The following is a 23,276-nucleotide window of genomic DNA, read 5'->3' as shown; positions in this document are numbered from 1 at the left end:
TTTTTGCCCCTTTGAGAACACGCCAAGCGTCTCTTTTCGCTCCGGGACTGGCAACTGGAGAGATGTCATGAAGGCCAGCGGGCGCTTCGCATTGATTGTGGCCACGACGGTGTGGATGTGGGGATGGGGCGTGCCGCCGGTAACGGCCGACGCCGCGCCCGGTTCGCAGACCGCGAGCAACGACAAGACAGCGGTGGGCAAGCCGCTGTCGCTGAAGAAGCCGGCCAAGCCGCACCACGCGGCCAAACACGCCCCGGCGGCGCGCCACGCCGCCAAGCCCAAGTCCACCGCCCTCAGCAAGGGCGGCAGCAATGCCGACGCGCTCACCAACGTCACCGCCGATGCCGAGGATGGAGCTCCGCTTCCGGCCAAGGTGGCCAACGCCCATGCGGAAATGCCGGCTGCGGCCGCCGACATGCCGAGCGCCCTGCTCGCCCAGGCCGAAGCCGCCAGGCAGGACGCCGCCAAGGCTACCGCGGCGCCCGCTGCCGCCGTGGTGGCCCCCGATCAGATCAACGATGTCGACCTCGCCGCCAATGTCGAACAGGCTCCGGCGCCGGGCGTGGCAACGACCATCGGCAAGAGCGCCGAGCCCGCGCCGCAACAAACCGCCACCCAAGCCAGCAATGACGACTCGCTGTGGGGCAATACCTCGTTGATCGGCAAGATCTTCATCGCGTTCGGCGGGCTTTTGACGGTGGCCTCGGCGGCCCGGATGTTCATCGCCTGAACGCCGCGCCTCGTCGACCGGCGCGGCCGGTTGGCGGGGCCTTGAAGCGGGCCCCGGCAGCGGGCACATTGCGCGGCATCATCCAGCAGCGCGGTGTCCCATGAACAGCTACGAATCCATCATCGTCGAACGCAAGGCCGCAGTCGGCCTGATCCGGCTCAATCGTCCGAAACAACTCAACGCGTTGTCGTTCGGGGTGTTGGGCGAGATCGCGCTGGCGATCGACGAATTGGAAGCCGACGCCGCGATCGGCTGCATCGTGCTGACCGGCAGCGAGAAGGCGTTCGCCGCCGGCGCCGACATCAAGGAGATGCAGCCGAAGGGCTTCATCGACATGTTCAACGCCGATTTCACCGCGATCCGCGGCGACCGCGTCGCCACTTGCCGCAAGCCGACCATCGCGGCGGTCTCCGGCTACGCGCTCGGCGGCGGCTGCGAATTGGCGATGATGTGCGACTTCATCATCGCCGCCGAGACCGCCAAATTCGGCCAGCCGGAAATTACCCTCGGCACCATTCCGGGGATCGGCGGCACGCAGCGGCTGACCCGCGCGGTCGGCAAAGCCAAGGCGATGGATTTATGCCTCACCGGGCGGATGATGGACGCCGCCGAAGCCGAGCGCGCCGGCCTGGTCAGCCGCATCGTGCCGGCGGACAAACTGATGGACGAGGCGATGGACGCCGCCGAGAAGATCGCGGCGATGTCGCAGCCGGCCGCGGAGATGGCGAAGCGCGCGGTGAACCGCGCCTTCGAAACTACGCTTGCCGAGGGCATGCAGGTGGAGCGCGATCTGTTCCGGGCGACTTTCGCGCTGGACGACCGCGCCGAAGGCATGGCGGCGTTCATCGAAAAGCGCCCGGCGCAAATCCGTAACCGTTAGAGCCTGATCCCGAAAATTGGATCCCGATTTTCGGAAACGGTCATGCTCAATCAAAAAGCCCGCGCAGGATGACGATTCGAAGAAACCGCATCCTGCTCCGGACAGTTTTCGTCGGTTCGATCGCTTGACGATTCCCAGTCCCTCATTCCGGGCGCGAGCAGCGTTGGCTGCGAGCCAGCCCGGAATGCACAAGGACCGCAGCCGATTTGGATTGCGGACTTGCGCGTTCTTCGAACTCGCAATGACTGCTGATTTCGATCAGCTAAATTGATCAGCTGATAAGTCGCGACGATCCCAACCGTCCTCGGTAGCCCGCCGTTGATGAGGTCGCGGATCGCCGTTGCGATCAGGCTCTAGTGCGCCTTGTGCAGATATCCCGCAGGCATCGCAGGAACGATGTCGGTGAGGTTGGCTTCGACGTCGATCGACGGCGCCGCGCGCTCGTGGCAAAGCCGAATCTGCTTGGGCGGAAAAGCCGGTCCATGGAGCGAGGTCGGACGAGAGTTATTATCGCCCAAGGCGCGCCCGGTTGCAGTGCAGATAAAATGCTGCTTCGCACAGGCCAGACAGAACACGGCTTCATAGGACTGCCGATCGCCGGTGGGCGCGTCGATAGTGACCCAGGTCTGGGTCATGAGTCCGCTTTCCGGACAGCGATAAACGAGCAAGGTTGCCATGCTATAGAAGTTGCATGTTCTCAGACGGCGACGATTGACCCAAGTCAAACTCGGAATGCGGTCATTTGTCGCGAAGGCCCGTCAGATTGCTGTCGCATTGACGGCCGTGTGCATTTCGCGACGTAGCGCCCGTCACCGGCATCGATCATCAGCGCTTCCAAGCACTCATCCGGCTGCAACGACACGATACGCCGCCACAGCCTGCCATCGTGCAACTTGCAGCCGGTCCGCAGCGCTCACGCGACTGGTAGTTTTACGCGGCCTCGTTCCGCGTAGTGATACCAGGCAATAGGTTTGTGCAAAATTAGTCGTTGACGCGCAATTTCGCCCGCGCTGGACGCCAAGACGCGTCGGCACGGCTATTGCGCAAACACGGTTTCGTGAGTTCTCCGATGCGACAGGCGAATCGATCGGCCAGCTCTCGGGCGCGCGCCGCGCGGCGATGGATCGGCCGGAGCATCGTCATGCTCGGTGCGCTCAGCGTGCTGATCGCGACGGCGATCGTCGGTCCGGCCGGCGCCGAGTTGCTTCGCACCGGGGGGACCGGATCAATGGCGCGCGCCATGCAACGGCTCGGCGCCGCTTACCGCGCCGAGCAGCCGGACAGCAAGCTCGAGTTCATTCCGAGCCTGGGAAGCGCCGGGGCGATCGCGGCGGTGATCGATGGCTCGCTTGACTTCGCCATCACCGGACGGCCGGCCAACGCCAAGGAAGCCGCACATCCGCTGACCACCGTGCTGTTTGCCCGGACGCCGTTCGGGCTGGTGAGTTCGCAGCCGAACCCGGGCAACATTCGCAGCAACGACATCGCCGGGTTGTTCGCCGACCCTCAATCCAAATGGCCGGACGGCACCCCGGTCCGGGTGGTCTTGCGGCCACGCAGCGAGGTCGACGCAGGCCTGATGGACAGCACGTTTCCCAGGCTGGGCGCTGCGGTCGAGCAGTTGCGTCGGCATAGCGAGGTCCCGCTGGCGGCGACCGATCAGGACAACGTCGCCATGGCCAGCCGGATCGCCGGCTCGCTCGCGGTGGTGACGCTGACCCAGCTGTTGATGGAGCAGCCCGGGCTTCGCTTTCTGTCGATCGACGGCGTCGCGCCGACACTGGAGAATTTCGAGCGCGGCGATTACCCCTACGGCAAGGATATCTATCTGGTATTTCCGTTGCGCGAACAGCCGGCGCTCGAACGCTTTATCGCCTTCATGCGCTCCGCCGAGGGCGACCGGCTGCTTCGCGAAACCGGCAATCTGGCGGCGCGGCGATGAGCGATGACGTATCGCAGATCGACACCAAAGTGCGGGCGCTGCGCAGGACGGTGAATGCGATTGCGTTGTCGCTGGTCGCCGCGATCACCATCTTGGCGCCTTTGGGTTACGGTTTGATCGACTATCGCTATGAAGAAACCCACGCGTCGTTTCGCGCGAAACTGAGCGCCAGCCGGGTCGCGCAATATATCTATCAGCATTCTCAATTGTGGCAGTATCAGACTGCCAGGATCGCCGAGCTGATTCGGTTGACGGAATTGCCGGACAACGCCGGGCGTTATCGGGTGATCGATCAGGCCGGCAAGGTGGTGCTTTCCGAGGACGCCGTGGCCGCTTATGCCACGATGACGCGGACGGTCCCGATCTCCGTGGCCGGGGTCTCCATCGGCAGGGTCGAATTCACGGTGCCGCTGGATTCGATGATCCAGCGCCTCGGCATTGCGACGCTGCTCAGCCTGTTGCTGGCGCTCTGTGCCTACGCCACGATCCGCATCTTCCCGTTTCGCGTGCTGGACCGGGCGCTCGAGGGACTCGATAGCGCCCACCGCATGATCGTTGACAAGAATGCCGCGCTGGAACAGCAAAACCACGAGTTGATGGAGCGCGAGCAGGCGTTGCGATCGACCAAGGCGATGCTGCGGCAGCGCTCGGAGCAGTTGCTCGAAGCCCAGCACCTCGGCAAGATCGGCGATTGGAGTTTCCGGCTCGGCGACAAAACATTATGGTGGTCCCCGGAGATCTATCAGCTGCTGGCCTACGATCCGCAGAGCTTCCGCCCCGAGCGGAACGCGGTGACGGCGCTTTATGTCGGCGACAGCGCCCGCCGGCTGCAGCAGGCGCAGGCCGAAGTGATGCGGACCGGATTGGTCAACAGCGTCGACATCAAGGTCAAACGCGGCGATGGCTCGATCGGCGACCTGGCGATCACCAGCAAGGCGATGATCAACGCCGACGGCGGCATCATCGGCTTATCCGGAACGATCCAGGACATTTCCGCACGCAAGAGCGCCGAGGCGCAGTTGGAGAAGCTGGCTTACTACGATCCGCTCACCGGTCTCGCCAACCGCAGCCTATTTCATCTTGAGATCAGCGAGCTGATGGTCCGCAACCGACGAACCGGGTCTGACGCCGCGCTGCTGCTGCTCGATCTCGACGGCTTCAAGGAAATCAACGACACGCTCGGCCACGGCGCCGGCGACGAACTGTTGCGAAAGATCGGGCAGCTGATCTCGCAGGCGTTGGGGCCGGGCAACTTCCTGTCCCGGCTTGGCGGCGACGAATTCGCCATCGTGCTGAGCCATCCGACCCCGCGTTCCGAAATCGAACAGTTGGCGACTACGTTGCTGGCGGCGATCGCCGGGCCGATCGCACTGGAGCGCGGCGAGGCCGCGATCAGCACCAGCATCGGCATCGCGATGATTCCGCGCGACGGCAGCACTCTCAACGAGATCCTGCGCAGCGCCGACCTGGCGCTGTACCGCGCCAAGGAAGACGGCCGCGGCCGCTACCGATTCTTCGAAGCCGGAATGAGCGCGGCGGTGCAGCACAAGATGGCGCTGAGCCGCGATCTGCGCGCGGCGATCACCGACAATGTCGGGCTGTCGGTGCATTACCAACCGCAGATCGAACTTTCGAGCGACCGCGTCGCCGGATTCGAAGCGTTGATGCGCTGGAGCCATCCGACGCTCGGTAGCATTTCGCCGGCGGAATTCATTCCGCTCGCGGAAAGCTCGCACCTGATCTGCGATCTCGGACTCTGGATCCTGCGTGAAGCCGCGACCCAGGCCAAGCGCTGGCTCGATGCCGGCGAGCCGCCGCGGGACATCGCGGTGAACGTCTCCGCAGCGCAGATCTGGCATACCGACTTCGTCAGCGACGTGGTCCGCGTGCTCGAGGACACCGGGCTGCCGCCGCATCTGTTGTGCCTGGAGTTGACCGAGAGCCTGCTCGCCGACCACGCCGAGGGCCGGGTCCGCAACGTGTTGATGCAATTGAAGCGGCTCGGCGTCACGCTGGCGCTGGACGACTTCGGCACCGGCTATTCGTCGCTCGGCTATCTCACCCAGTTGCCGTTCGACAAGCTGAAGATCGACCGGGTGTTCATCGACGGCATCGCCGGCTCCGAGCGCAGCCGCAAATTGCTGCAAGGCGTCATTGCGCTCGGCCGCGGCCTCGGCATGACCTTGGTGATGGAAGGCGTCGAGCGCGCCGAGGAAGTCGATATTCTGCTCGAGTTCGATTGCGACGTGGTGCAGGGCTTCTTCTTTGCGCGGCCGACGGTGGCCGCGACCGCGCTGGACTTCGCCCGCGCGTTCGACGGCAAGGTCGAGCGGCGGGCCGGCGCGGGATTCGAGACGGCTGCGCGCGCCGCGGTGGGCTGAGGTCGCGCGGCGCGACGCCATAATTCTCTCAGCGAAAATCCCGCGACGGCGGCAAGATGCGGACGTCGCGCGGGTGGCGAATTTTTTGCGCGGGGTTGTCGGCGTGGTCGCGGCGATCGTCGTTGAGCGGTTCGATCAGCGCCGCGCCTGCGGGAAGCGCCGGCCGGGTGCGCAGATTGTCCGACAGCCGCGCCATCTCGTAGCTGCGATCGATCAGCCTTTCCGCGACCAGATGCACGACACCCTCCGGGCTCGCCTGGATTTTTCCCTCCACCAGCAGCAGCCGCGCGCCCATCACTTCCTTGCGGAATTGCTCCAGCACCTGCGGCCACACCACGACGTTGGCAATGCCGGTCTCATCCTCCAGCGTCATGAACACCACGCCGTTGGCGCTGCCCGGCCGCTGCCGCACCAGCACCACGCCGGCGCAGCGGCTGCGCGGTCCGTTGCGACGCAGCGCCGACACCGCGGCACACGTCACCACGCGCTCGCGATCGAACATCGCGCGCAAAAATTCCATCGGGTGGCCCTTCAGCGACAACCGGATGGTCTGATAGTCGGCGACGACGTGCTCGGCGAGCGGCATCTGCGGCAACGGCCTCGCCGCTTCATCCGGCTGCTCGCGCGCGGCGCTTATTTCGAACAGCGGCAACGCCACGTCGTCGGGTAGTCGCCGCACCGCCCAGAGTGCCGCACGACGATCGAGCCCGATCGAGCGAAACGCATCGGCTTCGGCGAGCAGCAGCAGCGCCCGCTTCGGCAACGCGGTCGCACGCGCGAACTGTTCCAGCGAGACGAAGCGTTGCCGGCGCCGGGTTTCGACGATGCGCGCCGCCCAATCCTCCACTTCCGGCCGGCCGACTTGTAGCCGCAGATGGGCGGCGTCAGAATCGGTGCAGCGAAAACCGTCGATCTGGCGGAAGCCGAGCCGCAGCGCGTGATAGCGCCCGCAGCGTTCCTCCAGCGTATTCTGTCCGAAGCTGAACGACACATCGACCGCGCGCACCTCGACGCCGTTTGTCCGCGCGTCGCGCACGATCTGCGCCGGCGCATAAAATCCCATCGGCTGCGAATTCAACAAGCCGCAGCAGAACGCGTCGGGATGAAAGTGCTTCAGCCAGGACGACACATAGACCAATTGTGCGAAGCTCGCGGCGTGGCTTTCCGGAAAGCCGTAACTACCAAATCCCTTGATTTGGTCGAAGCAGTTTTTCGCGAACACCGGATCATAGCCGCGCGAAATCATGTTGTTGACCATCTTGGATTCGAACTTGCCGATGGTGCCGACGTTGCGGAACGTCGCCATCGCCCGGCGTAGTCCATTGGCTTCTTCCGGAGAAAATTTCGCCGCCTCGATCGCGATCCGCATCGCCTGCTCCTGGAACAGCGGCACGCCGAGCGTCTTGTGCAGTACCTTGCGAAGTTCGTCCTTGTCGCCGTGCTGTGGCGACGGCGACGGATAGTACACCGGCTCCTCGGCGTTGCGCCGGCGCAGATAGGGATGCACCATGTCGCCCTGGATCGGGCCGGGCCGCACGATCGCGACCTCGATGACGAGGTCGTAGAATTGGCGGGGCTTGAGCCGCGGCAGCATGTTCATCTGGGCGCGGCTCTCGACCTGAAACACGCCGAGCGATTCACTACGGCACAGCATGTCGTAGACCGCCGGCACTTCGCGCGGAACGGTGGCGAGCGCCCAGCGTTCGCCCTTGTGCGCATCGATCAGGTCGAAGCATTTGCGGATGCAGGTCAACATGCCGAGCGCCAGCACATCGACCTTCATCATCTTCAAGGTGTCGACGTCGTTCTTGTCCCATTCGACGAAGGTGCGGTCGTCCATCGCGGCGTTGCCGATCGGCACGTAGCTGTCGAGCCGGTCCTCCGTCAGCACATAGCCGCCGACATGCTGCGACAGATGCCGCGGAAAGCCGATCAACTCGCTGGCGAGATCGATGGCGCGGGCGATCAAGGGATTGCGCGGATCGAGCCCGGCCTGCGTCACCTGCATCTCGTTGAGGCCACGCCCCCAACTGCCCCACACCGTATCGGCCAAGGCCGAGGTGACGTCCTCGGTCAGCCCCAACACCTTGCCGACGTCGCGGATCGCCGAGCGCGGGCGATAGTGGATCACCGTGGCGATGATCGCGGCGCGGTCGCGGCCGTAGCGCCGATAGATGTATTGCATCACCTCCTCGCGCCGCGAATGTTCGAAATCGACGTCGATGTCCGGGGGCTCCAGCCGCTCCTTGGAGATGAAGCGTTCGAACAGCAGATCGATCTCGATCGGATTGACCGCGGTGATGCCGAGCACGTAGCACACCGCGGAATTCGCCGCCGATCCGCGACCCTGGCACAGGATGTTCTGCGAGCGCGCGTAGCAGACGATGTCGTGCACGGTGAGGAAATAATGCGCGTAGCGCAATTTGCGGATCAGCCGCAATTCCTTGCGCAGCGTCTTCTTGAGATGCGGCGAGATGCCCCGCGGGAAATATTTGTGGGCGCCGGCCCAGGTCAGATCCTCCAGATGCCGCTGCGCGGTCTTGCCGGCCGGCACCGGCTCGTTGGGATATTGATATTGCAACTGATCGAGCGAGAACTGAATGCGCGCGGCGAACCGCATGGTCTCGGCGATCGCCTGCGGGCAATCGCGAAACAGCCGCGCCATCTCCTGCGCCGGCTTGAGATGCCGCTCGGCATTGGCCTCGAGCCTTGTGCCGATGCTCTCCAGCGTGAGCTTCTCGCGCACGCAGCTCAGCACGTCCTGCAACGGCCGTCGCGCCGGGTGATGATACAGCACCTCGTTGGTGGCCAGCAGCGGCAGCCTTGCTTGCGCCGCGAGCTGCTGCAGCCGCTGCAGGCGCCTGCGGTCGTCGCCGCGATACAGCAGGCTCGCCGCCAGCCAGACGCCGTCGGCGGCAAAGCCCTGCAGCCGCGCCAGCAGCCGGCCGGCTTCGGCGTCCTCGAAGCGATGCGGCAGCGCCAGCACCAGCAGTTGGCCTTCGGCGAACTCCGCGAGATCGTCGAGACCTAGATGGCATTCACCCTTGTCGGCGGCGCGCTTGCCGCGGGTCAACAGCTGGCACAGCCGGCCGTAAGCGGCGCGGTCGCGCGGATAGACCAAAATGTCCGGCGTGCCGTCGATGAACACCAGCCGCGCGCCGATCAACAGCCGCGGCTTGTGCGCGAGGCGCTCGTTGCGCAATTCGCTATAGGCCCGCACCACGCCGGCGAGCGTGTTGTGATCGGCGATCCCGATCACCGGCAACCGCAATTCAGAGGCCTGCTGCACGTAGTCCTGCGGATGCGAGCCGCCGCGCAGAAAGGAGAAATTCGTGGTGATGCCGATCTCGGCATAGACGGGCGTCATGCGAACAGCCCATGCATGAACCAGTTTGGCCGCGCCGACTCGCCCTCCTCGTCTGCGCTGAGTTCGCGCTCATACAAGCCGTCGCGATACAGCCAGAACCGCAGGCCCGTTTCGTCCTCGACGCGAAAGTAGTCCCGCGTCAGTAGTGCTGCGTCAGACCGCCACCATTCCATCGCCACCCGCTCCGGGCCTTCGACGCGGACCACCGCGTGGCTAACGCGGCGCCAGCGAAACCGCGCCGGCGGGCCGTCCGGCACTTCGGCGATCACCTTGATCGGCTCCGGATGCGCGAACAGCCGCAGCGGCCGCAGCGGCGGCTCGCCGGCGATCCGCGCCGGCCATGCCGCCTGCGCGGCTTCGACGAGATGCTGCTGCGCGCTCGAAGCCCACGCGGCGTCTTCCGGAATGTGGCTGTCGCGCGGCAGATGCACCACGACGCGGCGGCCGCCGATCCGCGCGGCGATGCGGTCGATCAGCGCCGACAACTCATCATTGTCGTGAACGTTCGCGTCGAGGTCGCGCTGCTGCTGCACCACGATCTCGGTCTGGCTTGCGGAGAGCCGGATCAGATCGAAGCCGAAGCCGGGATCGAGCGGATCGGCGATGGCGTCGAGCCGTTCGCGAAACAGCCGATCGATCACCACGGCCTTGGTGACCGGCTGGCCGGTCTGCACGTCGACCGCGCGCACCGCGCCGTCGCTGCGAAAGAAGCTGGCCTTGAGTTGCCGCGCGCCCTTGCCGTGGCGGGTCATCGCTTCGACCAGCGTCGACGCCAGCGCCGACAGCGTCGTCGCGATCACCGTGTCGGTCGCCACCGGCTCGGCGAAGCGTTTCTCCACGATGTAGTCCGGCAGCGGCTGGCGCGGGCTGATCGGCGCGTCGCGCAATCCCTGCGCCTGCTCCAGCAGGCTGGTGAAGGCGGCGCCGAACCGCGCGGTGATCTCCGGCCGCGCCCGCGTCGCCACCTCGCCGATGGTTTTCAGCCCGGCGCGGCGCAAGCCATGGCTGATCGCGGGATCGGCACCAAGTGCCGCCACCGGCAGCGCGCTGACGGCGTCGGCTTCGCCGCCGACGCTCACGATGCAGCCATGCTGATAGCGACTGAGCGTGCGTGCGGCGACCGCGGTGCCGGCGATCGCAGCACTCACCGCAAAGCCCTGCACGGTCAGCGCGCGGCTGACGCTCTGAAGCATCAAAGCCTCGCCGCCGAACAGATGCGCGCAGCCGGTGATATCGAGCAGCAGCCCGTCGGGAGCATCCAGCGCCACCAGCGGCGTGAAGCGGTCGCACCACGCGGCGATGCTCTCCAGCGCATGGGCGTCGGCTGCGGGATCGGCGTCGAACACCATGAGGTCGGGACAGATCGCCCGCGCATTGGCCAGCGGCAGCCCGATGTCGAGCCCAGCCTTGGCGGCGGCGTCATCCAGCGCCGCAATCTGCAGCGCGTTGGCAAGCCTTGCGACCACCACCCAAGGGACGCCGGCCGGCGCAGCGTCAGCCGGCGCGGCGCTGCGCGACGGCTTTCGGCGCAGGCGGTCGGTCGGCAATCGCGGCAGCCACAGGCTGAGGATCCGCCGCGTCATGGAAAACGCACGCATCACATTTCCATTCCATGATCCAACGGCCGTTCGGGCCGTGACGGTTGCGGACAAGTTCGGTGTCGAGCAGCGGCGCGCCCCACGGTTGAGTGGAGGCTTGCCAGCGCGGGGCCGGCGGCGAATGCGCCGCGCGGACGATCCAGCGGGTCTCCGCGGTCGAGGCGGTCGGCGTCGCCGCCACCCGCAGCATGAGCGCAGTGACGCCGGAGCCGCGCGCCGCCAGCGTCAGCTTGCGGCTGGCGACCAGATCGAGCGGCTTGGCCTCGCCCCAGATTTCCAGCACCACGCAGCCCAGCGCGTCGCAGGCCAAGGCATCGGCGGCGCTGCGTAGCGCGCTGTCGAGATCGGCGGCGCGCACGGTGACGACGAGCCGCGGGTCGAGCCCGAATTCGCTCAAGCCTCGCAGCGACAGCGCGCCGGATTCCAGCTCGGCGAAATCCTGCCGCACCCATAACAGCGGCCGCCGCGGGCTGACCCGGCTTGCTAAGCCGGCGATGAAGCCGGTGGCCGCGGCCACGTGGCGGCCTTCATGTGCGAACACCTCGTGCAGCGCGCCGAGCGCCAGCCCGCCCTGCAGCGCGGCGTCGGCCTCGGCATGGCCGAGCGCCGCGCGCGGCAACGCCCGCGCCTCGCTCTGGCTCTCGATCCGTTCGATGTCGCCGCGCAAATGCGCAAGCGTGCTCAGGCGCGCGCTGGTCATGCGCTCGCTCCTTTGTTGCCGTTGCCAGGTTTTGGATGAACCTGCGCCTGGCTCATTTGTTCATGATATGTTCTAATATAAAGCTAACCCCGGCCGAGGAGTCAATCGGGATCGTACGCAGCGCCGCGAAGAAGTTTTTTCGGCAACGAAATCAATGCAATGGAGAAGCATTGTGTCCCGGACGCAGCGCAGCGCGCTTGCGCTGCGAGAGAGCCGGGACCGTTACGAATGCCGCGTTCTGTAATGGCCCCGGCTCTGCAGCGCACCACGCCGCAAGTGCGGCGCAGTGCGCTGCGTCCGGGGCACGCTTCTTGAGAGAGTTGGCTATGTGGAACGTGGTCGCAACGTTGGTTGCACTGGTCAAACAAAGAAAGCGCGCCCCCCGCAAAGAGGAGCGCGCTCTTCCTTTCAACGACGCATGATGACTGCGCCTCAGAGAAGCGCTTCGCTTACGCTGCGGCCGCCAGATTGATCGCGGAATCAGCCAGCGTGGTCAGCGACTGGTCGGTCTTCTTTTCTTCCTGCAGGGTCTGGTCGAGCAGACGGGCGGCGTCCTTCAGCCCGAGCTGGGTGGCCCACTGCTTCAAAGTGCCGTAGCGCGAGATCTCGTAGTGTTCCACGGCCTGGGCGGCGGCGAGCATGCCGGCGTCGAGCGCTTCAGTGCCCTTGTACTCGTCCATGATCTCCTTGCCCTCGTCGAGGATGCCCATGATTGCGTCGCAGGTCTTGCCGCGCGCCGGCTTGTCCAGCAGTTCGAAGATCTGCTCGAGGCGCTCGATCTGGCCTTCGGTTTCGCCGTGGTGCTTTTCGAACGCGGCGCGCAGCTTGTCGGAGGTCGCGGCCTTGGCCATTTTCGGCAACGCCTTCAGGATCTGCTTCTCGGCGAAGTAGATGTCCTTCAGGGTATCGAGGAACAGATCGTTGAGGCCCTTGTCCTTGGTCGGCATGTTGAACTCCATTGTGCGATGAGGCGGGGTAGTCCCGTGCCTCAACGCAAAGTGAAGATCATCGTTCCTGTTACTTGGCCCACCGATTATCTGTCTGCCAACCGACTCATCCGGCAGCTCAGGCCGCCAGCGTGGTCTCGACCAGCTTGATCCAATAGGATGTTCCATAGACGATGGCGTCGTCATTGAAATTGTAGGCCGGGTGATGCAGCCCGGCGCTGTCGCCATTGCCGACGAAGATGAAGGCGCCCGGGCGGGCTTCCAGCATATAGGCAAAATCCTCGGCGCCCATCAGCGGCGGCATGTCGTGGACGTTGCCGTCGCCAGCGATGGCGCGGGCGACGCGGCTGGCCGCTTCGGTCTGCGCCGCGTGGTTGACCAGCACTGGGTAGCCGCGATCATAGACCAAATCGATGGTGGCGCCGGTCATCGTGGCGACGCCAGCCACCACCTCGCGCACCCGCTGTTCGGCGAGGTCGCGGACGTCCGCAGTGAGCGTACGCACGGTGCCCTTCAGCTCCGCGGACGCCGGAATCACGTTGCGGGCATTGCCGGCGTGGAACTCGCAGATCGACAGCACCGCGGACTCCAGCGGATCGACGCTACGCGACACGATCGATTGCAGCGCGGTGACCAGCTGCGCGCCGACCAGCACCGAATCGACGCATTTGTGCGGCCGCGCGGCGTGGCCGCCGACGCCATTGATCTTGATGTCGATGGAATCCGTCGAAGCCATGATCGGTCCCTGCCGCAGCGCGAAGCAGCCGACCGGCAGGCCGGGGCCGTTGTGCATACCGTAGACCTGGTCGATCGCGAAGCGCTCCATCAACCCGTCCGCGATCATCGCCGCGGCGCCGGCGCCGCCCTCCTCGGCCGGCTGGAAAATCACCACGGCGTCGCCGGCAAAATTGCGGGTCTCGGCGAGATAGCGCGCGGCGCCGAGCAACATCGCGGTGTGGCCGTCATGGCCGCAGGCGTGCATCAGCCCGGGCGTCTGCGAGGCGTAGGGCAGATCGTTGGCTTCGGTGATCGGCAGAGCGTCCATGTCGGCGCGCAGCGCGATGGTGCGAACCTCGCTGCCGTCAGCCGGCTTGCGGCCCTTGATCACGCCGACCACGCCGGTGCGGCCGATGCCGGTGACGACCTCGTCACAGCCGAATTCGCGCAGCCGGTCCGCCACGAAGGCCGCGGTGCGATGCACCTCGTACATCAGTTCCGGATGCGCATGAAGATCCCGGCGCCAGGCCACGATGTCAGGCTGCAGATCGGCGACGCGGTTGATCACGGGCATGAGAGGCTTTCCAACTGGTTCCAGGCTCCGTTACCATTAACACGGCTGCGCCGCCGACCCAAGGCAGCCACGCGTCTCGCTACAAGCACGCCTCATGCAGAGGCGTCGCGCCTCTCCAAGTACGACCTCGCTCCAAGCACGGCGTCATCCTGAGGCGCCCGAGCAACGCGAGGGCCTCGAAGGATGCGCCGCAGGCAAGCGTAGCCGCATCCTTCGAGACGCCCGGCTTCGCTCTTCGAGCTTCGCCGGGCTCCTCAGGATGACGACCCATCAGTTGTTGCGAGCTGTAGCTCTGCGGAAAACCAACGCTGATGACAGCCGCAGCCGCAATCGGCTCAGGCCGATTTGCGCACCGCGTTGTCGACCAGCGTCTTGCCGAGCGACCAGATCGCGCCCGGCACCTTGTGGCTGTCGGCGATCACCGAATCGAACGAGGTCTCGATCCACTTGCAGTCGTCTTCGGTGATGGTCAGCGACGGCAACAGCTTGATGGTGTGGCTGCCGTGGCCCGACACCTGGGTCAGGATCTTGTGATCCTTGAACAACGGCACGGTGATCAGCTGGCAGAACAGCCCCTTGTTGGCGGTCTCCAGCATGGTCCACGACGCCTTCAGCCGCAGCGATTTCGGCGGGCCAAACTCGACGCCGATCATCAATCCTTTGCCGCGGACTTCCTTGAGCAGTTCATAGCCCGGCACCATGCGGGTCAGCGCCAGCCGCAGTTCGGCGCCGCGCTTGGCGGCGGATTCCACCAGCTTCTCGTGCTTCATCACCTCGAGCGTGGCGATGCCGGCGGCCATCGCCAGATCGTTTTTGGCGAAGGTCGAGCCGTGCACCACGGCGCGATCCATCCGGTTGAAGATCTTGTCGAAGATCGACTTGCGCGTCAGCACCGCGCCGACCGGCACGTGACCGCCGGACAACGACTTCGACAACAGCACCATGTCGGGCTCGACGTTCCAGTGCTCGACCGCAAGGAAGCGGCCGGTGCGGCCGATCCCGGTCTGGATCTCGTCGGCGACGAACAGCGTGCCGTAACGTTTGCAAAGCGCAGCCGCGCCCGGCAGGAACTCGTCGCTGGGCATATTGACGCCCTTGCCCTGGATCGGCTCGACGATGAAGGCTGCGATCTCGCGGGTCGACAGCACCTTCTCCAGCGCTTCGAGATCGTTGAACGGGACCGTGGTGACGCCCGGCAACAGCGGCCCGAAGCCGCCCTGGAAATTCTGGTCGTCGGTCAGCGACAACGCGCCGTAGGTCAGGCCGTGATAGCTGTGTTCGCAATTGACGATGCCGGTCCGGCCGGTGGCGACGCGGGCGAATTTGATCGCCGCCTCGACGCTCTCGGCGCCGGAATTGGCGAAGAACACCTTGTCGAGATACGGCATGTATTCGAGCAATCGCTCGGCCAATATGCCCGCCAAAGTGGAAACGTCGAGTTGCACGAGATTCGGCATCTCGGCGTCGAGCACGCTCTTCAGCGCTTGGCGCAGCACCGGATGGTTGCGCCCGATCGCGAATACCCCGAACCCGCTCAGCAAATCCAGGTACCGTGCACCGTCGCGATCGAACAGATACTGCCCGGACCCGCGCTGGAAGCCGACATCATAGCCGATGGTCTTCAGTACTCTCACGAGTTGTTCGTTGAGATGGCGCGCGTGCATGGAACTGCGCTGCGCCTCCCGATCCGCGAACATCTGGGATACGTCTAAATTCGGATAGGCCATCAGCTACATACTTCGGTTGATGGGCAGGTCGTCAACTGAAAACGCCGGATGCGGCGTTTTGACTGATCTACCACAGTTTAGGGGTCGCGGGTCTGAACAAATGTTGCACAGCCCATGGAATAAGATGCGGACTTCGACCTGTTTCGGAGCTTCTTTGACTTGCAACGTGGCCCCGCGCTCGCCGCCGCTCCGACGGATGACTGGAAGCTGAAGACGGCCTCGCAACCCTTGAGTCGCTGACTGCAACGCGAGCATGTGGGGAGCTGACGTCTGCAAAACGATACCGGGCCGAACAGATAAGAACAATGCCGATCCGGCAAAACAAGGGCAGCCGAAGCTGGCCGGGCGGATTTTGTGTGATCCAAATCGACCCAGCCGGCGTCGGCCGAGAGGTAAATGCGGCCCACTCCGAGACAGGCGCGTTGACGTCTCGCCAAGCGACACCCACGGCTCCGTCCGACACGGGAGCCAACTCCGATCACCCATCACAACGGCCTCCGTTCACCGTGATCACAAGGGGGCAGTCGCGACCGCTGGCGAGTCGGCCCAGTCGGCGACGTCTGCCTAATCCGTGGGATGTCGTGGCTTTCCCATCAGCGCCGGCTGAAACAGCAGCACGGCGGCCAGCGTGGTGAGCAGCGACAGCGCCAACAACTTGCCCATGCTCGCGGTGCCGGGATGGCTCGACAGCCACAGGCTGCCGAACGCGGTCGCCGTAGTGAGCGCGCTGAAGAAGATCGCCCTGGTCAGTGCAGACTGCAACAGGTTGGTGTGGCCGGCACGCCACGCCGTCACGTAATAGATCTTGAACGCCACGCCGATGCCGAGCATCAGCGGCAGCGCGACGATGTTGGCGAAGTTCAGCGGCAGGTCGATCAGCACGCAGATTTCCAGCGTCACCGCGCCGGCGACCAACAGCGGCACCAGCGTCAGCAGCACGTCGCCGATCCGGCGCAAGCACACCCACAACAACAAGCCGATCACCAACAGCGCCCACAGCCCGGCCTGAATGAACGCCGACACGATGGTGTCGCCGGATTTCAGAATCGACACCGGCCCGCCGACCGCATCCGGCGCCGCCGACAACACCGCGCCGGCGAAGGCGCGCAGCGTATCATTGTCGTTCGGATCACCCTGCGGCAGCACCTGGACGCGCACCTGGCCGTCCTTGGTGGTCCAGGCCGACACCAGACTGGCCGGCAAGTTCTGCACCGTCACCGGCGCCGCCTGCAGCAGACTGCGCAACTGCTCCAGCGCCAGCTGCAGCGGCGCAACGAACACCGTCTGCACCTTGTCGCGGGTCGCCTGATCCGCCGCCACCAGCTTGCCGAGCGCGTCCGCCAGCCGTCGCGACGCCTGCGCGCCGGGGCCGGTCTGCTCGCCGGCGGTCTTGCGGAGATTGTCGGCCGTGCTCTGCAACGCCGCGACATTCTCCGCGTCCGACGGCGCCGGGTCGACCGAATCCGGATTGAGCGCGGGATTGAGGATCTTGGCGCCGTCATGGATCAGCTTGAGTTTCGCCGGTTGATCGTCCGGCACGAAGCTATCGAGCGACATCGTCCGCAGCACCTGCGGCAGCTTCTGCAGCTTGGCTTCGACCTGTTTCGCCGCCTCGACGGAAGGCGCCATCACGTTGACGGCGTTGGCGCCGGCGTTGGGATCCTTGCGCAGATCCAGGAAAGTGGCGATCGATTCCACCTTGGGGTTGCGCAGATTGATCGGGTTGAAATCGAAATGCAGGAAGTACAACAGCGGCAGGCCGAGCACCGCGATCAGGATGGTGCCGCCGACGATGCCGACCCGATGCGTCTCCAGAAAATGATCGACCGGAGCCAGGAAGGCGTAGCCGAGCGGTTCTTTTTCGCCGGCCGGATTGAGCAGATCGAGCAGCGCCGGCAGCACGGTGATGCTGGAGAGAAACGCGATCACCATGCCGGCGCCGGCGATCTCGCCGAGTTCGGAGACGCCTTTGTAGTCGGTCGGCAGGAAGGACAGAAAGCCCGCGGTGGTCGCCATCGCCGCCAAGGACAGCGGAATCGCGGAATATTCCGCGGCTTTCACCAGCGCGATGCGCAGGTCGTTGCTCTTGTAGCGTTCCGAGCGATAGCGAACGCTGAACTGGATGCCGAAATCGACGCCGAGCCCGACGAACAACACCGCAAAGGCGATCGACAGCAGGTTCAGCGAGCCGACCATCATCAGGCCGACCGCCGTGGTGATCGACAGCCCGACGATCAGATTGACGAACACCGCAAAGATGATCTTCGGCGAGTGCAGCGCCAGGAACAGGATCAACAACACCACCGCCACGGTGCCGACACCGTTGACCAGCGCGCCCTCCTTAACGGTGGCGAATTCCTCGTTGGCGATCGGAACCGGCCCGGTCAACCGAACCCGGGCGCCGTACACGCCGGCGAGATTGAGATCCTCGGCGGCCTGGCGGATCGCGTCGGTCGCGGTCTTGCCGGGCTGCAGGGCCTGGAAGTCGAGCACCGGCTTGACCTCGATGAAGGCTCTGCGATCGCTGTCGGTCAAAGGGGTCGGGCTGGCCAGCCCGCGCCAGGAAAAATACCCGGTGCCGGTCTTAAGAACGGTTTCGATGGTTTCGGCGATGGTGGTGAACGGCTTTGCGGTGCCATCGAGGCTGACCTCGCCGCGTTTCACCCCGGCGAGGCCGGTTTCCAGCGCGCCGGTCAAGCCGCGCAGGCTGGGGTCGCCGGCCATGATTTCCAGCAGCGGCGCCGCCGCCTGGAACTGGCCGGTCAGTTCGCCGACTTCCTGGGTGGGCAGAAACAATAGCCCGTTTTTCTCGAAGAATGCCCCGCCGCCGAGCCGCTGCACGGAGTCGAAGTCCTTGTGATTGGTGGACAATCGCTCGGTGAGCGCGTTCCCCGCGGCATTGGCGAATTCCGCCGTCGGGGCGTCCACCACCGCCAGAATCAAGCGCTCCTGGTCGAACGCCTTGTCGAATGCGATGTCGCGCTTGCGCCAGTCGAGATCCGGGGAAATCAGCCGGTTGATGTCGGTGTTGATGCCGAAGTTCCGCGCGGTGTACACGCCCGCGGCGATCGCAAGGATTATTGCGATCAGGACAGTAAAAGCGGCGAAGCGGGTGCAAGCTTTGACAATGGATACGACAAGACTTGTCAGCACTTTTTCTCTTTCTATTGCTCTCGGCCAGCCTAAAATGCGCCTGATCTATCCGCAGTTCCGACAGCCGATCCGGCGCCGCCAACTCTTGCCTTCAATGATGCGACAAAATGGCCTAAGACGATCGGGAGGATCGTTGCTGCCGAATTAATCGCTTGAGGCTCGGTTGCCAACCGCGTTGAATCGTGGCGGGGACCGTATATGTCGACGGCAGACCATACCAGCCGTACCGTGGTAAGGTTGACCGCTTAGTTTTCACCGCACGCGCAAATCAGGACGGTGCCCTTGTATAATGTTCGTCCCCTTGAGGTTTTTCTGGCGCAGCCGCGCGGATTCTGTGCCGGCGTGGTCCGCGCAATCGAAATCGTGGAACGCGCGCTGGAGAAATACGGCCCGCCGGTCTATGTGCGACACGAAATCGTGCACAACAAATACGTCGTCGAAAGCCTGAAAGCCAAGGGCGCGATCTTTGTCGAGGACCTGTCTGAGGTTCCGCCCCAGGCGGTCACCGTGTTCAGCGCTCATGGGGTGGCCCGCAGCGTCGAGGAAGAGGCCGCCGCGCGCGGGCTTCCGGTGCTCAACGCCACCTGCCCGCTGGTCACCAAGGTGCACAACCAGGGCAAGCGCTATATGTCCAAGGGCCGCGCCCTGATCCTGATCGGGCACGCCGGCCATCCCGAGGTGGTGGGAACCATGGGCCAGGTCCCCGGGCCCGTGCTGCTGGTGCAGAACGTCGAGGACGTCGCCGCGCTGACGCTGCCGGCCGACACCCCGGTGGCCTACATCACCCAGACCACGCTCAGCGTCGACGACACCAAGGACATCATCGCCGCGCTGGCGCAGCGGTTTTCCGACATCCAGGGACCCGACATCCGGGATATCTGCTATGCGACACAGAACCGGCAATCCGCGGTAAGAGACCTGTCCAAATTGGTCGATCTCATCCTGGTGGTGGGCGCCACCAACAGTTCCAATTCCAACCGGCTTCGTGAGATCGGCACCGAAGTTGGAATTCCGAGCTACCTGATCGCCGACGGCAGCGAACTCAATCCGGACTGGCTGAAAGGCGTCAAAGCGGTCGGCATCACCGCCGGCGCATCGGCCCCGGAGGTTCTGGTCGACGACGTGATCGAAGCGCTGCGGCGGATCGGACCGGTGGTGGTGTCGGTGCTGCCCGGGCGGGAAGAAAACATCGAGTTTCTGCTGCCGGCCGAATTAGCCCCGGCCTGAAGCACGCCTTGAAATTGGTTCCAGGAAAGAAAAAACGACTTATGGCAATTCCGTTTTTCAAAGAGCTGCGGATCGGCGGCTATCTCATCAAGCAGAAGATGCTCGGCCGCAAACGCTACCCGCTGGTGCTGATGCTCGAACCCCTGTTCCGTTGCAATCTGGCCTGCGTCGGCTGCGGCAAGATCGACTACCCCGACGCCATCCTCAATCGCCGCATGACCGCGCAGGAATGCTGGGATGCCGCCGAGGAATGCGGCGCCCCGATGGTGGCGATTCCGGGCGGCGAGCCGCTGATCCACAAGGAGATCGGCGAAATCGTCCGCGGCCTGGTGGAGCGTAAGAAATTCGTCTCGCTGTGCACCAACGCGCTGCTGCTCGAGAAGAAGCTGCATCTGTTCGAGCCGTCGCCCTATCTGTTCTTCTCGGTGCATCTCGACGGCATGAAAGAGCACCATGACAAGGCGGTGTCGCAGGAGGGCGTGTTCGACCGCGCGGTGTCGGCGATCAAGGCGGCGAAGGCCAAGGGCTTTACCGTCAACGTCAACGCCACGGTGTTCGACGGCCATTCCGCCGCCGACATCGCCAAGTTCATGGACTTCACCACCGAACTCGGTGTCGGGGTGTCGATGTCGCCGGGCTATGCCTATGAGCGGGCGCCCGATCAGGAACACTTCCTCAACCGCACCAAGACCAAGAAGCTGTTCCGCGACGTCTTTGCGCTCGGCAAGGGCAAGAAGTGGAACTTCATGCATTCCGGGCTGTTCCTGGATTTCCTCGCCGGCAATCAGGAATACGAGTGCACGCCCTGGGGCATGCCGGCGCGCAATATCTTCGGCTGGCAGAAGCCCTGCTACCTGCTCGGCGAGGGCTACACCGCGACCTTCAAGGAATTGATGGAGACCACCGACTGGGACAGCTACGGCACCGGCAAGTATGAAAAGTGCGCCGACTGCATGGCGCATTGCGGCTACGAGCCGACCGCGGCGAATGCCTCGCTGGTCAATCCGTTGAAGGCGCTGTGGGTGTCGATCCGCGGCATCCGCACCGCGGGACCGATGGCGCCGGAGATCGATCTGTCGAAGCAGCGGCCAGCGCAGTACATCTACTCGTCAGAGGTGCAGAAGCGGCTGTCGGAGATCCGCCGTGACGAGGCTGCCGAAGTGAAGCAGTCACAGGCCTCGAGCGCGGCCTGAGCCGCGGTCATCCGGTTTCGAATAACGATCGAAAAAGCGCGGCCGCGAGCCGCGCTTTTTTAGTAAAGTAGTCGATATGCCTGGCGATATGGCGGAAACGCGTACTACGCGTGGTTAAGGCGCCGCCGAAAACGTGGCCCGATGGGCCACACCATTCCGCTATCTCGCCAACGGCGCTGCTGGCTGCCCCTTCGCCAGAGCCACGGCAGTTTCCTGTGTGGTCTCAAGCTTGGCCTGAACGTCAGGACGCACGCCGACGCCCCCCCAATTGCTGCCCGTGGTCGGGTTTTCAGCCCTGCCCGTCGGCACGACAACGAAGATGTCGGAACCGAGGTCAGTCAGACCGCCCGGGTTCGCTCCCCCGCGGGTTTGTTCGCCGACCACGGTCGCGCGCTTGAGCACCTGCAAATCGTAGGCAAGCTCCTCGCCCGCCGAATAGGTCTTTGAGCCCACCAGCACATAGACGGGCTTGCCAAGATAGGATACCGGCGTCGGCGAACTCCAAAACGACTCCGTTCTGAAAGTCGATGTGCCACGATTGCGCCAGATGAGGTCGTTGATATGAACGCGCTTGTCCGGATCGAGGAAGAAACTGACAAAGTACGCGACAGATGCCGGGTGTCCGCCGCCATTGTCCCGGATGTCGATGAGAAGCGCGTCGGTATCGGAGACGCTGCGCATGGCGTCGTTGGCCGCCGGATTGAAGATTTCGGGGGGCACGAACCGCGACAAGTGGATGTATCCGATATTGCCGTCCAATCGTTTCACCTCAAAACCGGCACCCTGAGGCGCGGCCTGCGGAGGCTGGTTGCGGAACGGAGAGCCAAAGATCACCCTCATATGACTGTCCTTGGTGATCGCCCGGAGTTGTTCAGTCAGTCGCAGAGCGAACTGGGCTTTATCGGTCAAGCCGGCATAGGCGTTCCCTGCCAATGCTTTCTCTAACGCATCCGCAGCCTGCACCCCCTTATCCGCGAACACATAACCTTCGCGCAGCTCCACAGCGATGCCGCTAATCACCTTCCTGACCGTTGTCTGATCCAAGGACATGGCTTGCGTCGGACCGGAAACAACCTCGGCAACGGCCATCGACGGCGCCGCCACAAGCGTGGAAACTGTCGCGAAGCAGGCGATCAGGAATGACGAGCGACGGTCCAGCATCTGCATCTCTCGGTTGCGTTCGACCCAATTTATCAAGTGCGTAACTTATCAAGTGCGCAACAGTGAGTGCGAGGTTTCGGACAAATCTGTGGCGAACGCGATTTCCGCTTCGGGGCGCAAGCCGCCATCGCAATCCAAAGCGATCGGCGCGGTCTTCGTGAACCCAACGCATCAACGCCCCTCTTCGGACGTCTCAACGCAAATGCAAAGTTAGACCAAACCGCCGAGCTTGCTGTCGGCAAACCAATTGGTCACCCGTATTCTATCGTTCGACGAAGGCCGATGCCGCCAGAAAACATCGAGTGGGAGGTCGAGAAGCGGCTGTCGGAGATCCGCCGCGACGAGGCCGCCGAAGCCAAGCAGTCAAAGGCCTCGACCGCGGCCTGAGCCGCGGTCATCAGGTTTCGCATAACGATCGAAAAGCGCGGCCGCGAGCCGCGCTTTTCTTTTGGTAGCCTCCACGATCGTGGACCGGTGGCGAAGCGAGACGCCGCATGCCGCGCTGGCTCCTCAAAGCCCGTTGGCGCCGGCTTCGGCGGTGGCCATGTCGTCTTCGACCGAACTGCCGCTGACGCCGATCGCGTCGATGATGGTGCCGGATTTATCGCGGATCAGTTGGCCGCCACCGAACACCGCCAGGCCGCCATTGGTGACCTCGATGCCGTAAAGCGGCTCGCCCGGCTGCGCCAGGTCGCCGAATTCCTTCGACGACATGTTGAACATCCGCGCCGTCTTGGCCTTCTTGATGGAGACGTCGATGCTGCCGAGAAACGCGCCGTCCATGCGCGCGAAAGCCTTCAGATTGCCGCCGGCGTCAACCACGGCGATGTTCATGAGCGTGCCCTGCTTCACGGCCGCCGCCTTGGCGACCGCGATCACCTTTTCGGCCTGAGCGAGGGTGATATCGCCGGGAAGGTAGAGCTTGGTGGCGTCGGCAGCGATAGCCGCAGAGGACAGGCAAAATATGAGGGCTGCTGTC

Annotated in this window: 16 protein-coding genes; 6 read left to right on the top strand and 10 right to left on the bottom strand. The window is 64.4% G+C overall.

Annotated elements, in window-relative coordinates; genetic code table 11:
• The first annotated feature begins 67 nt into the window (after positions 1 to 67).
• Both RPC_RS08700 and RPC_RS08695 read left to right on the top strand, forming a co-directional pair.
• Positions 68 to 730 (top strand): hypothetical protein, encoded by a 663-nt coding sequence (locus RPC_RS08700; RefSeq protein WP_011472202.1) that lies wholly within the window; start codon positions 68 to 70, stop codon positions 728 to 730.
• A 100-nt stretch (positions 731 to 830) separates the two neighbouring features.
• Positions 831 to 1,610 (top strand): enoyl-CoA hydratase, encoded by a 780-nt coding sequence (locus tag RPC_RS08695; RefSeq protein ID WP_011472201.1) that lies wholly within the window; start codon positions 831 to 833, stop codon positions 1,608 to 1,610.
• Positions 1,611 to 1,963: 353 nt separating this feature from the next.
• On the opposite strand, the gene RPC_RS08690 is transcribed toward RPC_RS08695, so the two are convergent.
• Positions 1,964 to 2,245: a hypothetical protein gene (locus tag RPC_RS08690; RefSeq protein WP_167532044.1), complete on the bottom strand. Its 282-nt coding sequence runs from the start codon at positions 2,243 to 2,245 to the stop codon at positions 1,964 to 1,966.
• Positions 2,246 to 2,751: 506 nt separating this feature from the next.
• On the opposite strand from RPC_RS08690, the gene RPC_RS08685 reads away from it, so the two are divergent.
• Complete coding sequence (locus tag RPC_RS08685) at positions 2,752 to 3,552, top strand: PstS family phosphate ABC transporter substrate-binding protein (protein WP_011472198.1); 801 nt, start codon at positions 2,752 to 2,754, stop codon at positions 3,550 to 3,552.
• Positions 3,549 to 5,933, top strand: a complete 2,385-nt coding sequence (locus RPC_RS08680) for a putative bifunctional diguanylate cyclase/phosphodiesterase (RefSeq protein ID WP_011472197.1) — start codon at positions 3,549 to 3,551, stop codon at positions 5,931 to 5,933. Before RPC_RS08685 ends, RPC_RS08680 begins: the two co-directional genes overlap by 4 nt.
• A 28-nt stretch (positions 5,934 to 5,961) precedes the next feature.
• Here RPC_RS08680 and RPC_RS08675 read toward each other — a convergent pair whose 3' ends face one another.
• From RPC_RS08675 to RPC_RS08645, 7 genes are all read right to left on the bottom strand, one after another.
• Positions 5,962 to 9,300, bottom strand: a complete 3,339-nt coding sequence (locus tag RPC_RS08675) for an error-prone DNA polymerase (RefSeq protein WP_011472196.1) — start codon at positions 9,298 to 9,300, stop codon at positions 5,962 to 5,964.
• Complete coding sequence (locus RPC_RS08670) at positions 9,297 to 10,898, bottom strand: Y-family DNA polymerase (protein WP_041801581.1); 1,602 nt, start codon at positions 10,896 to 10,898, stop codon at positions 9,297 to 9,299. The genes RPC_RS08675 and RPC_RS08670 overlap by 4 nt, the downstream gene beginning before the upstream one ends.
• Positions 10,795 to 11,598 (bottom strand): ImuA family protein, encoded by an 804-nt coding sequence (locus RPC_RS08665; RefSeq protein ID WP_011472194.1) that lies wholly within the window; start codon positions 11,596 to 11,598, stop codon positions 10,795 to 10,797. The genes RPC_RS08670 and RPC_RS08665 overlap by 104 nt, the downstream gene beginning before the upstream one ends.
• Before the next feature lie 449 nt (positions 11,599 to 12,047).
• A complete protein-coding gene (locus RPC_RS08660; RefSeq protein WP_011472193.1) occupies positions 12,048 to 12,545 on the bottom strand; it encodes a ferritin-like domain-containing protein in 498 nt (165 codons plus the stop codon).
• 118 nt (positions 12,546 to 12,663) lie between these two features.
• The gene (locus RPC_RS08655) at positions 12,664 to 13,836 is read right to left on the bottom strand and encodes a M20 aminoacylase family protein (protein WP_011472192.1); all 1,173 of its coding nucleotides are present in this window, start codon (positions 13,834 to 13,836) and stop codon (positions 12,664 to 12,666) included.
• A gap of 335 nt (positions 13,837 to 14,171) precedes the next feature.
• Positions 14,172 to 15,563, bottom strand: coding sequence for an aminobacteriohopanetriol synthase HpnO (gene hpnO, locus RPC_RS08650; protein WP_011472191.1), 1,392 nt, complete (start codon positions 15,561 to 15,563; stop codon positions 14,172 to 14,174).
• Positions 15,564 to 16,127: 564 nt separating this feature from the next.
• Entirely contained in the window at positions 16,128 to 18,716 is a 2,589-nt protein-coding gene (locus RPC_RS08645) for an MMPL family transporter (protein WP_011472190.1), read from the bottom strand.
• Positions 18,717 to 18,998: 282 nt separating this feature from the next.
• On the opposite strand from RPC_RS08645, the gene ispH reads away from it, so the two are divergent.
• Together ispH and hpnH are read left to right on the top strand one after the other, a co-directional pair.
• The gene (ispH, locus tag RPC_RS08640; protein WP_011472189.1) at positions 18,999 to 19,943 is read left to right on the top strand and encodes a 4-hydroxy-3-methylbut-2-enyl diphosphate reductase; all 945 of its coding nucleotides are present in this window, start codon (positions 18,999 to 19,001) and stop codon (positions 19,941 to 19,943) included.
• A 41-nt stretch (positions 19,944 to 19,984) separates the two neighbouring features.
• A complete protein-coding gene (hpnH, locus tag RPC_RS08635) occupies positions 19,985 to 21,136 on the top strand; it encodes an adenosyl-hopene transferase HpnH (RefSeq protein ID WP_011472188.1) in 1,152 nt (383 codons plus the stop codon).
• Positions 21,137 to 21,295: 159 nt separating this feature from the next.
• Here hpnH and RPC_RS08630 read toward each other — a convergent pair whose 3' ends face one another.
• Both RPC_RS08630 and RPC_RS08625 read right to left on the bottom strand, forming a co-directional pair.
• Positions 21,296 to 22,303, bottom strand: a complete 1,008-nt coding sequence (locus RPC_RS08630) for a S41 family peptidase (RefSeq protein WP_011472187.1) — start codon at positions 22,301 to 22,303, stop codon at positions 21,296 to 21,298.
• Positions 22,304 to 22,807: 504 nt separating this feature from the next.
• A complete protein-coding gene (locus RPC_RS08625) occupies positions 22,808 to 23,200 on the bottom strand; it encodes a GlcG/HbpS family heme-binding protein (protein ID WP_415914837.1) in 393 nt (130 codons plus the stop codon).
• Between the last annotated feature and the right edge of the window lie 76 nt (positions 23,201 to 23,276).

Source organism: Rhodopseudomonas palustris BisB18, assembly GCF_000013745.1.
Taxonomy (GTDB): domain Bacteria; phylum Pseudomonadota; class Alphaproteobacteria; order Rhizobiales; family Xanthobacteraceae; genus Rhodopseudomonas_A; species Rhodopseudomonas_A palustris_F.
This window is presented reverse-complemented; position numbering and strand designations above follow the sequence as displayed.

Coding starts and splice junctions, on each gene's coding strand:
- RPC_RS08655 (WP_011472192.1), bottom strand. CDS start 13,836: ATGCCCGTGATCAACCGCGTCGCCGATCTGCAGCCTGACATCGTGGCC.
- RPC_RS08700 (WP_011472202.1), top strand. CDS start 68: ATGAAGGCCAGCGGGCGCTTCGCATTGATTGTGGCCACGACGGTGTGG.
- RPC_RS08665 (WP_011472194.1), bottom strand. CDS start 11,598: ATGACCAGCGCGCGCCTGAGCACGCTTGCGCATTTGCGCGGCGACATC.
- RPC_RS08630 (WP_011472187.1), bottom strand. CDS start 22,303: ATGCAGATGCTGGACCGTCGCTCGTCATTCCTGATCGCCTGCTTCGCG.
- RPC_RS08685 (WP_011472198.1), top strand. CDS start 2,752: ATGCTCGGTGCGCTCAGCGTGCTGATCGCGACGGCGATCGTCGGTCCG.
- hpnO (WP_011472191.1), bottom strand. CDS start 15,563: ATGGCCTATCCGAATTTAGACGTATCCCAGATGTTCGCGGATCGGGAG.
- RPC_RS08695 (WP_011472201.1), top strand. CDS start 831: ATGAACAGCTACGAATCCATCATCGTCGAACGCAAGGCCGCAGTCGGC.
- RPC_RS08680 (WP_011472197.1), top strand. CDS start 3,549: ATGAGCGATGACGTATCGCAGATCGACACCAAAGTGCGGGCGCTGCGC.
- RPC_RS08675 (WP_011472196.1), bottom strand. CDS start 9,300: ATGACGCCCGTCTATGCCGAGATCGGCATCACCACGAATTTCTCCTTT.
- hpnH (WP_011472188.1), top strand. CDS start 19,985: ATGGCAATTCCGTTTTTCAAAGAGCTGCGGATCGGCGGCTATCTCATC.
- RPC_RS08690 (WP_167532044.1), bottom strand. CDS start 2,245: ATGACCCAGACCTGGGTCACTATCGACGCGCCCACCGGCGATCGGCAG.
- RPC_RS08670 (WP_041801581.1), bottom strand. CDS start 10,898: ATGCGTGCGTTTTCCATGACGCGGCGGATCCTCAGCCTGTGGCTGCCG.
- RPC_RS08660 (WP_011472193.1), bottom strand. CDS start 12,545: ATGCCGACCAAGGACAAGGGCCTCAACGATCTGTTCCTCGATACCCTG.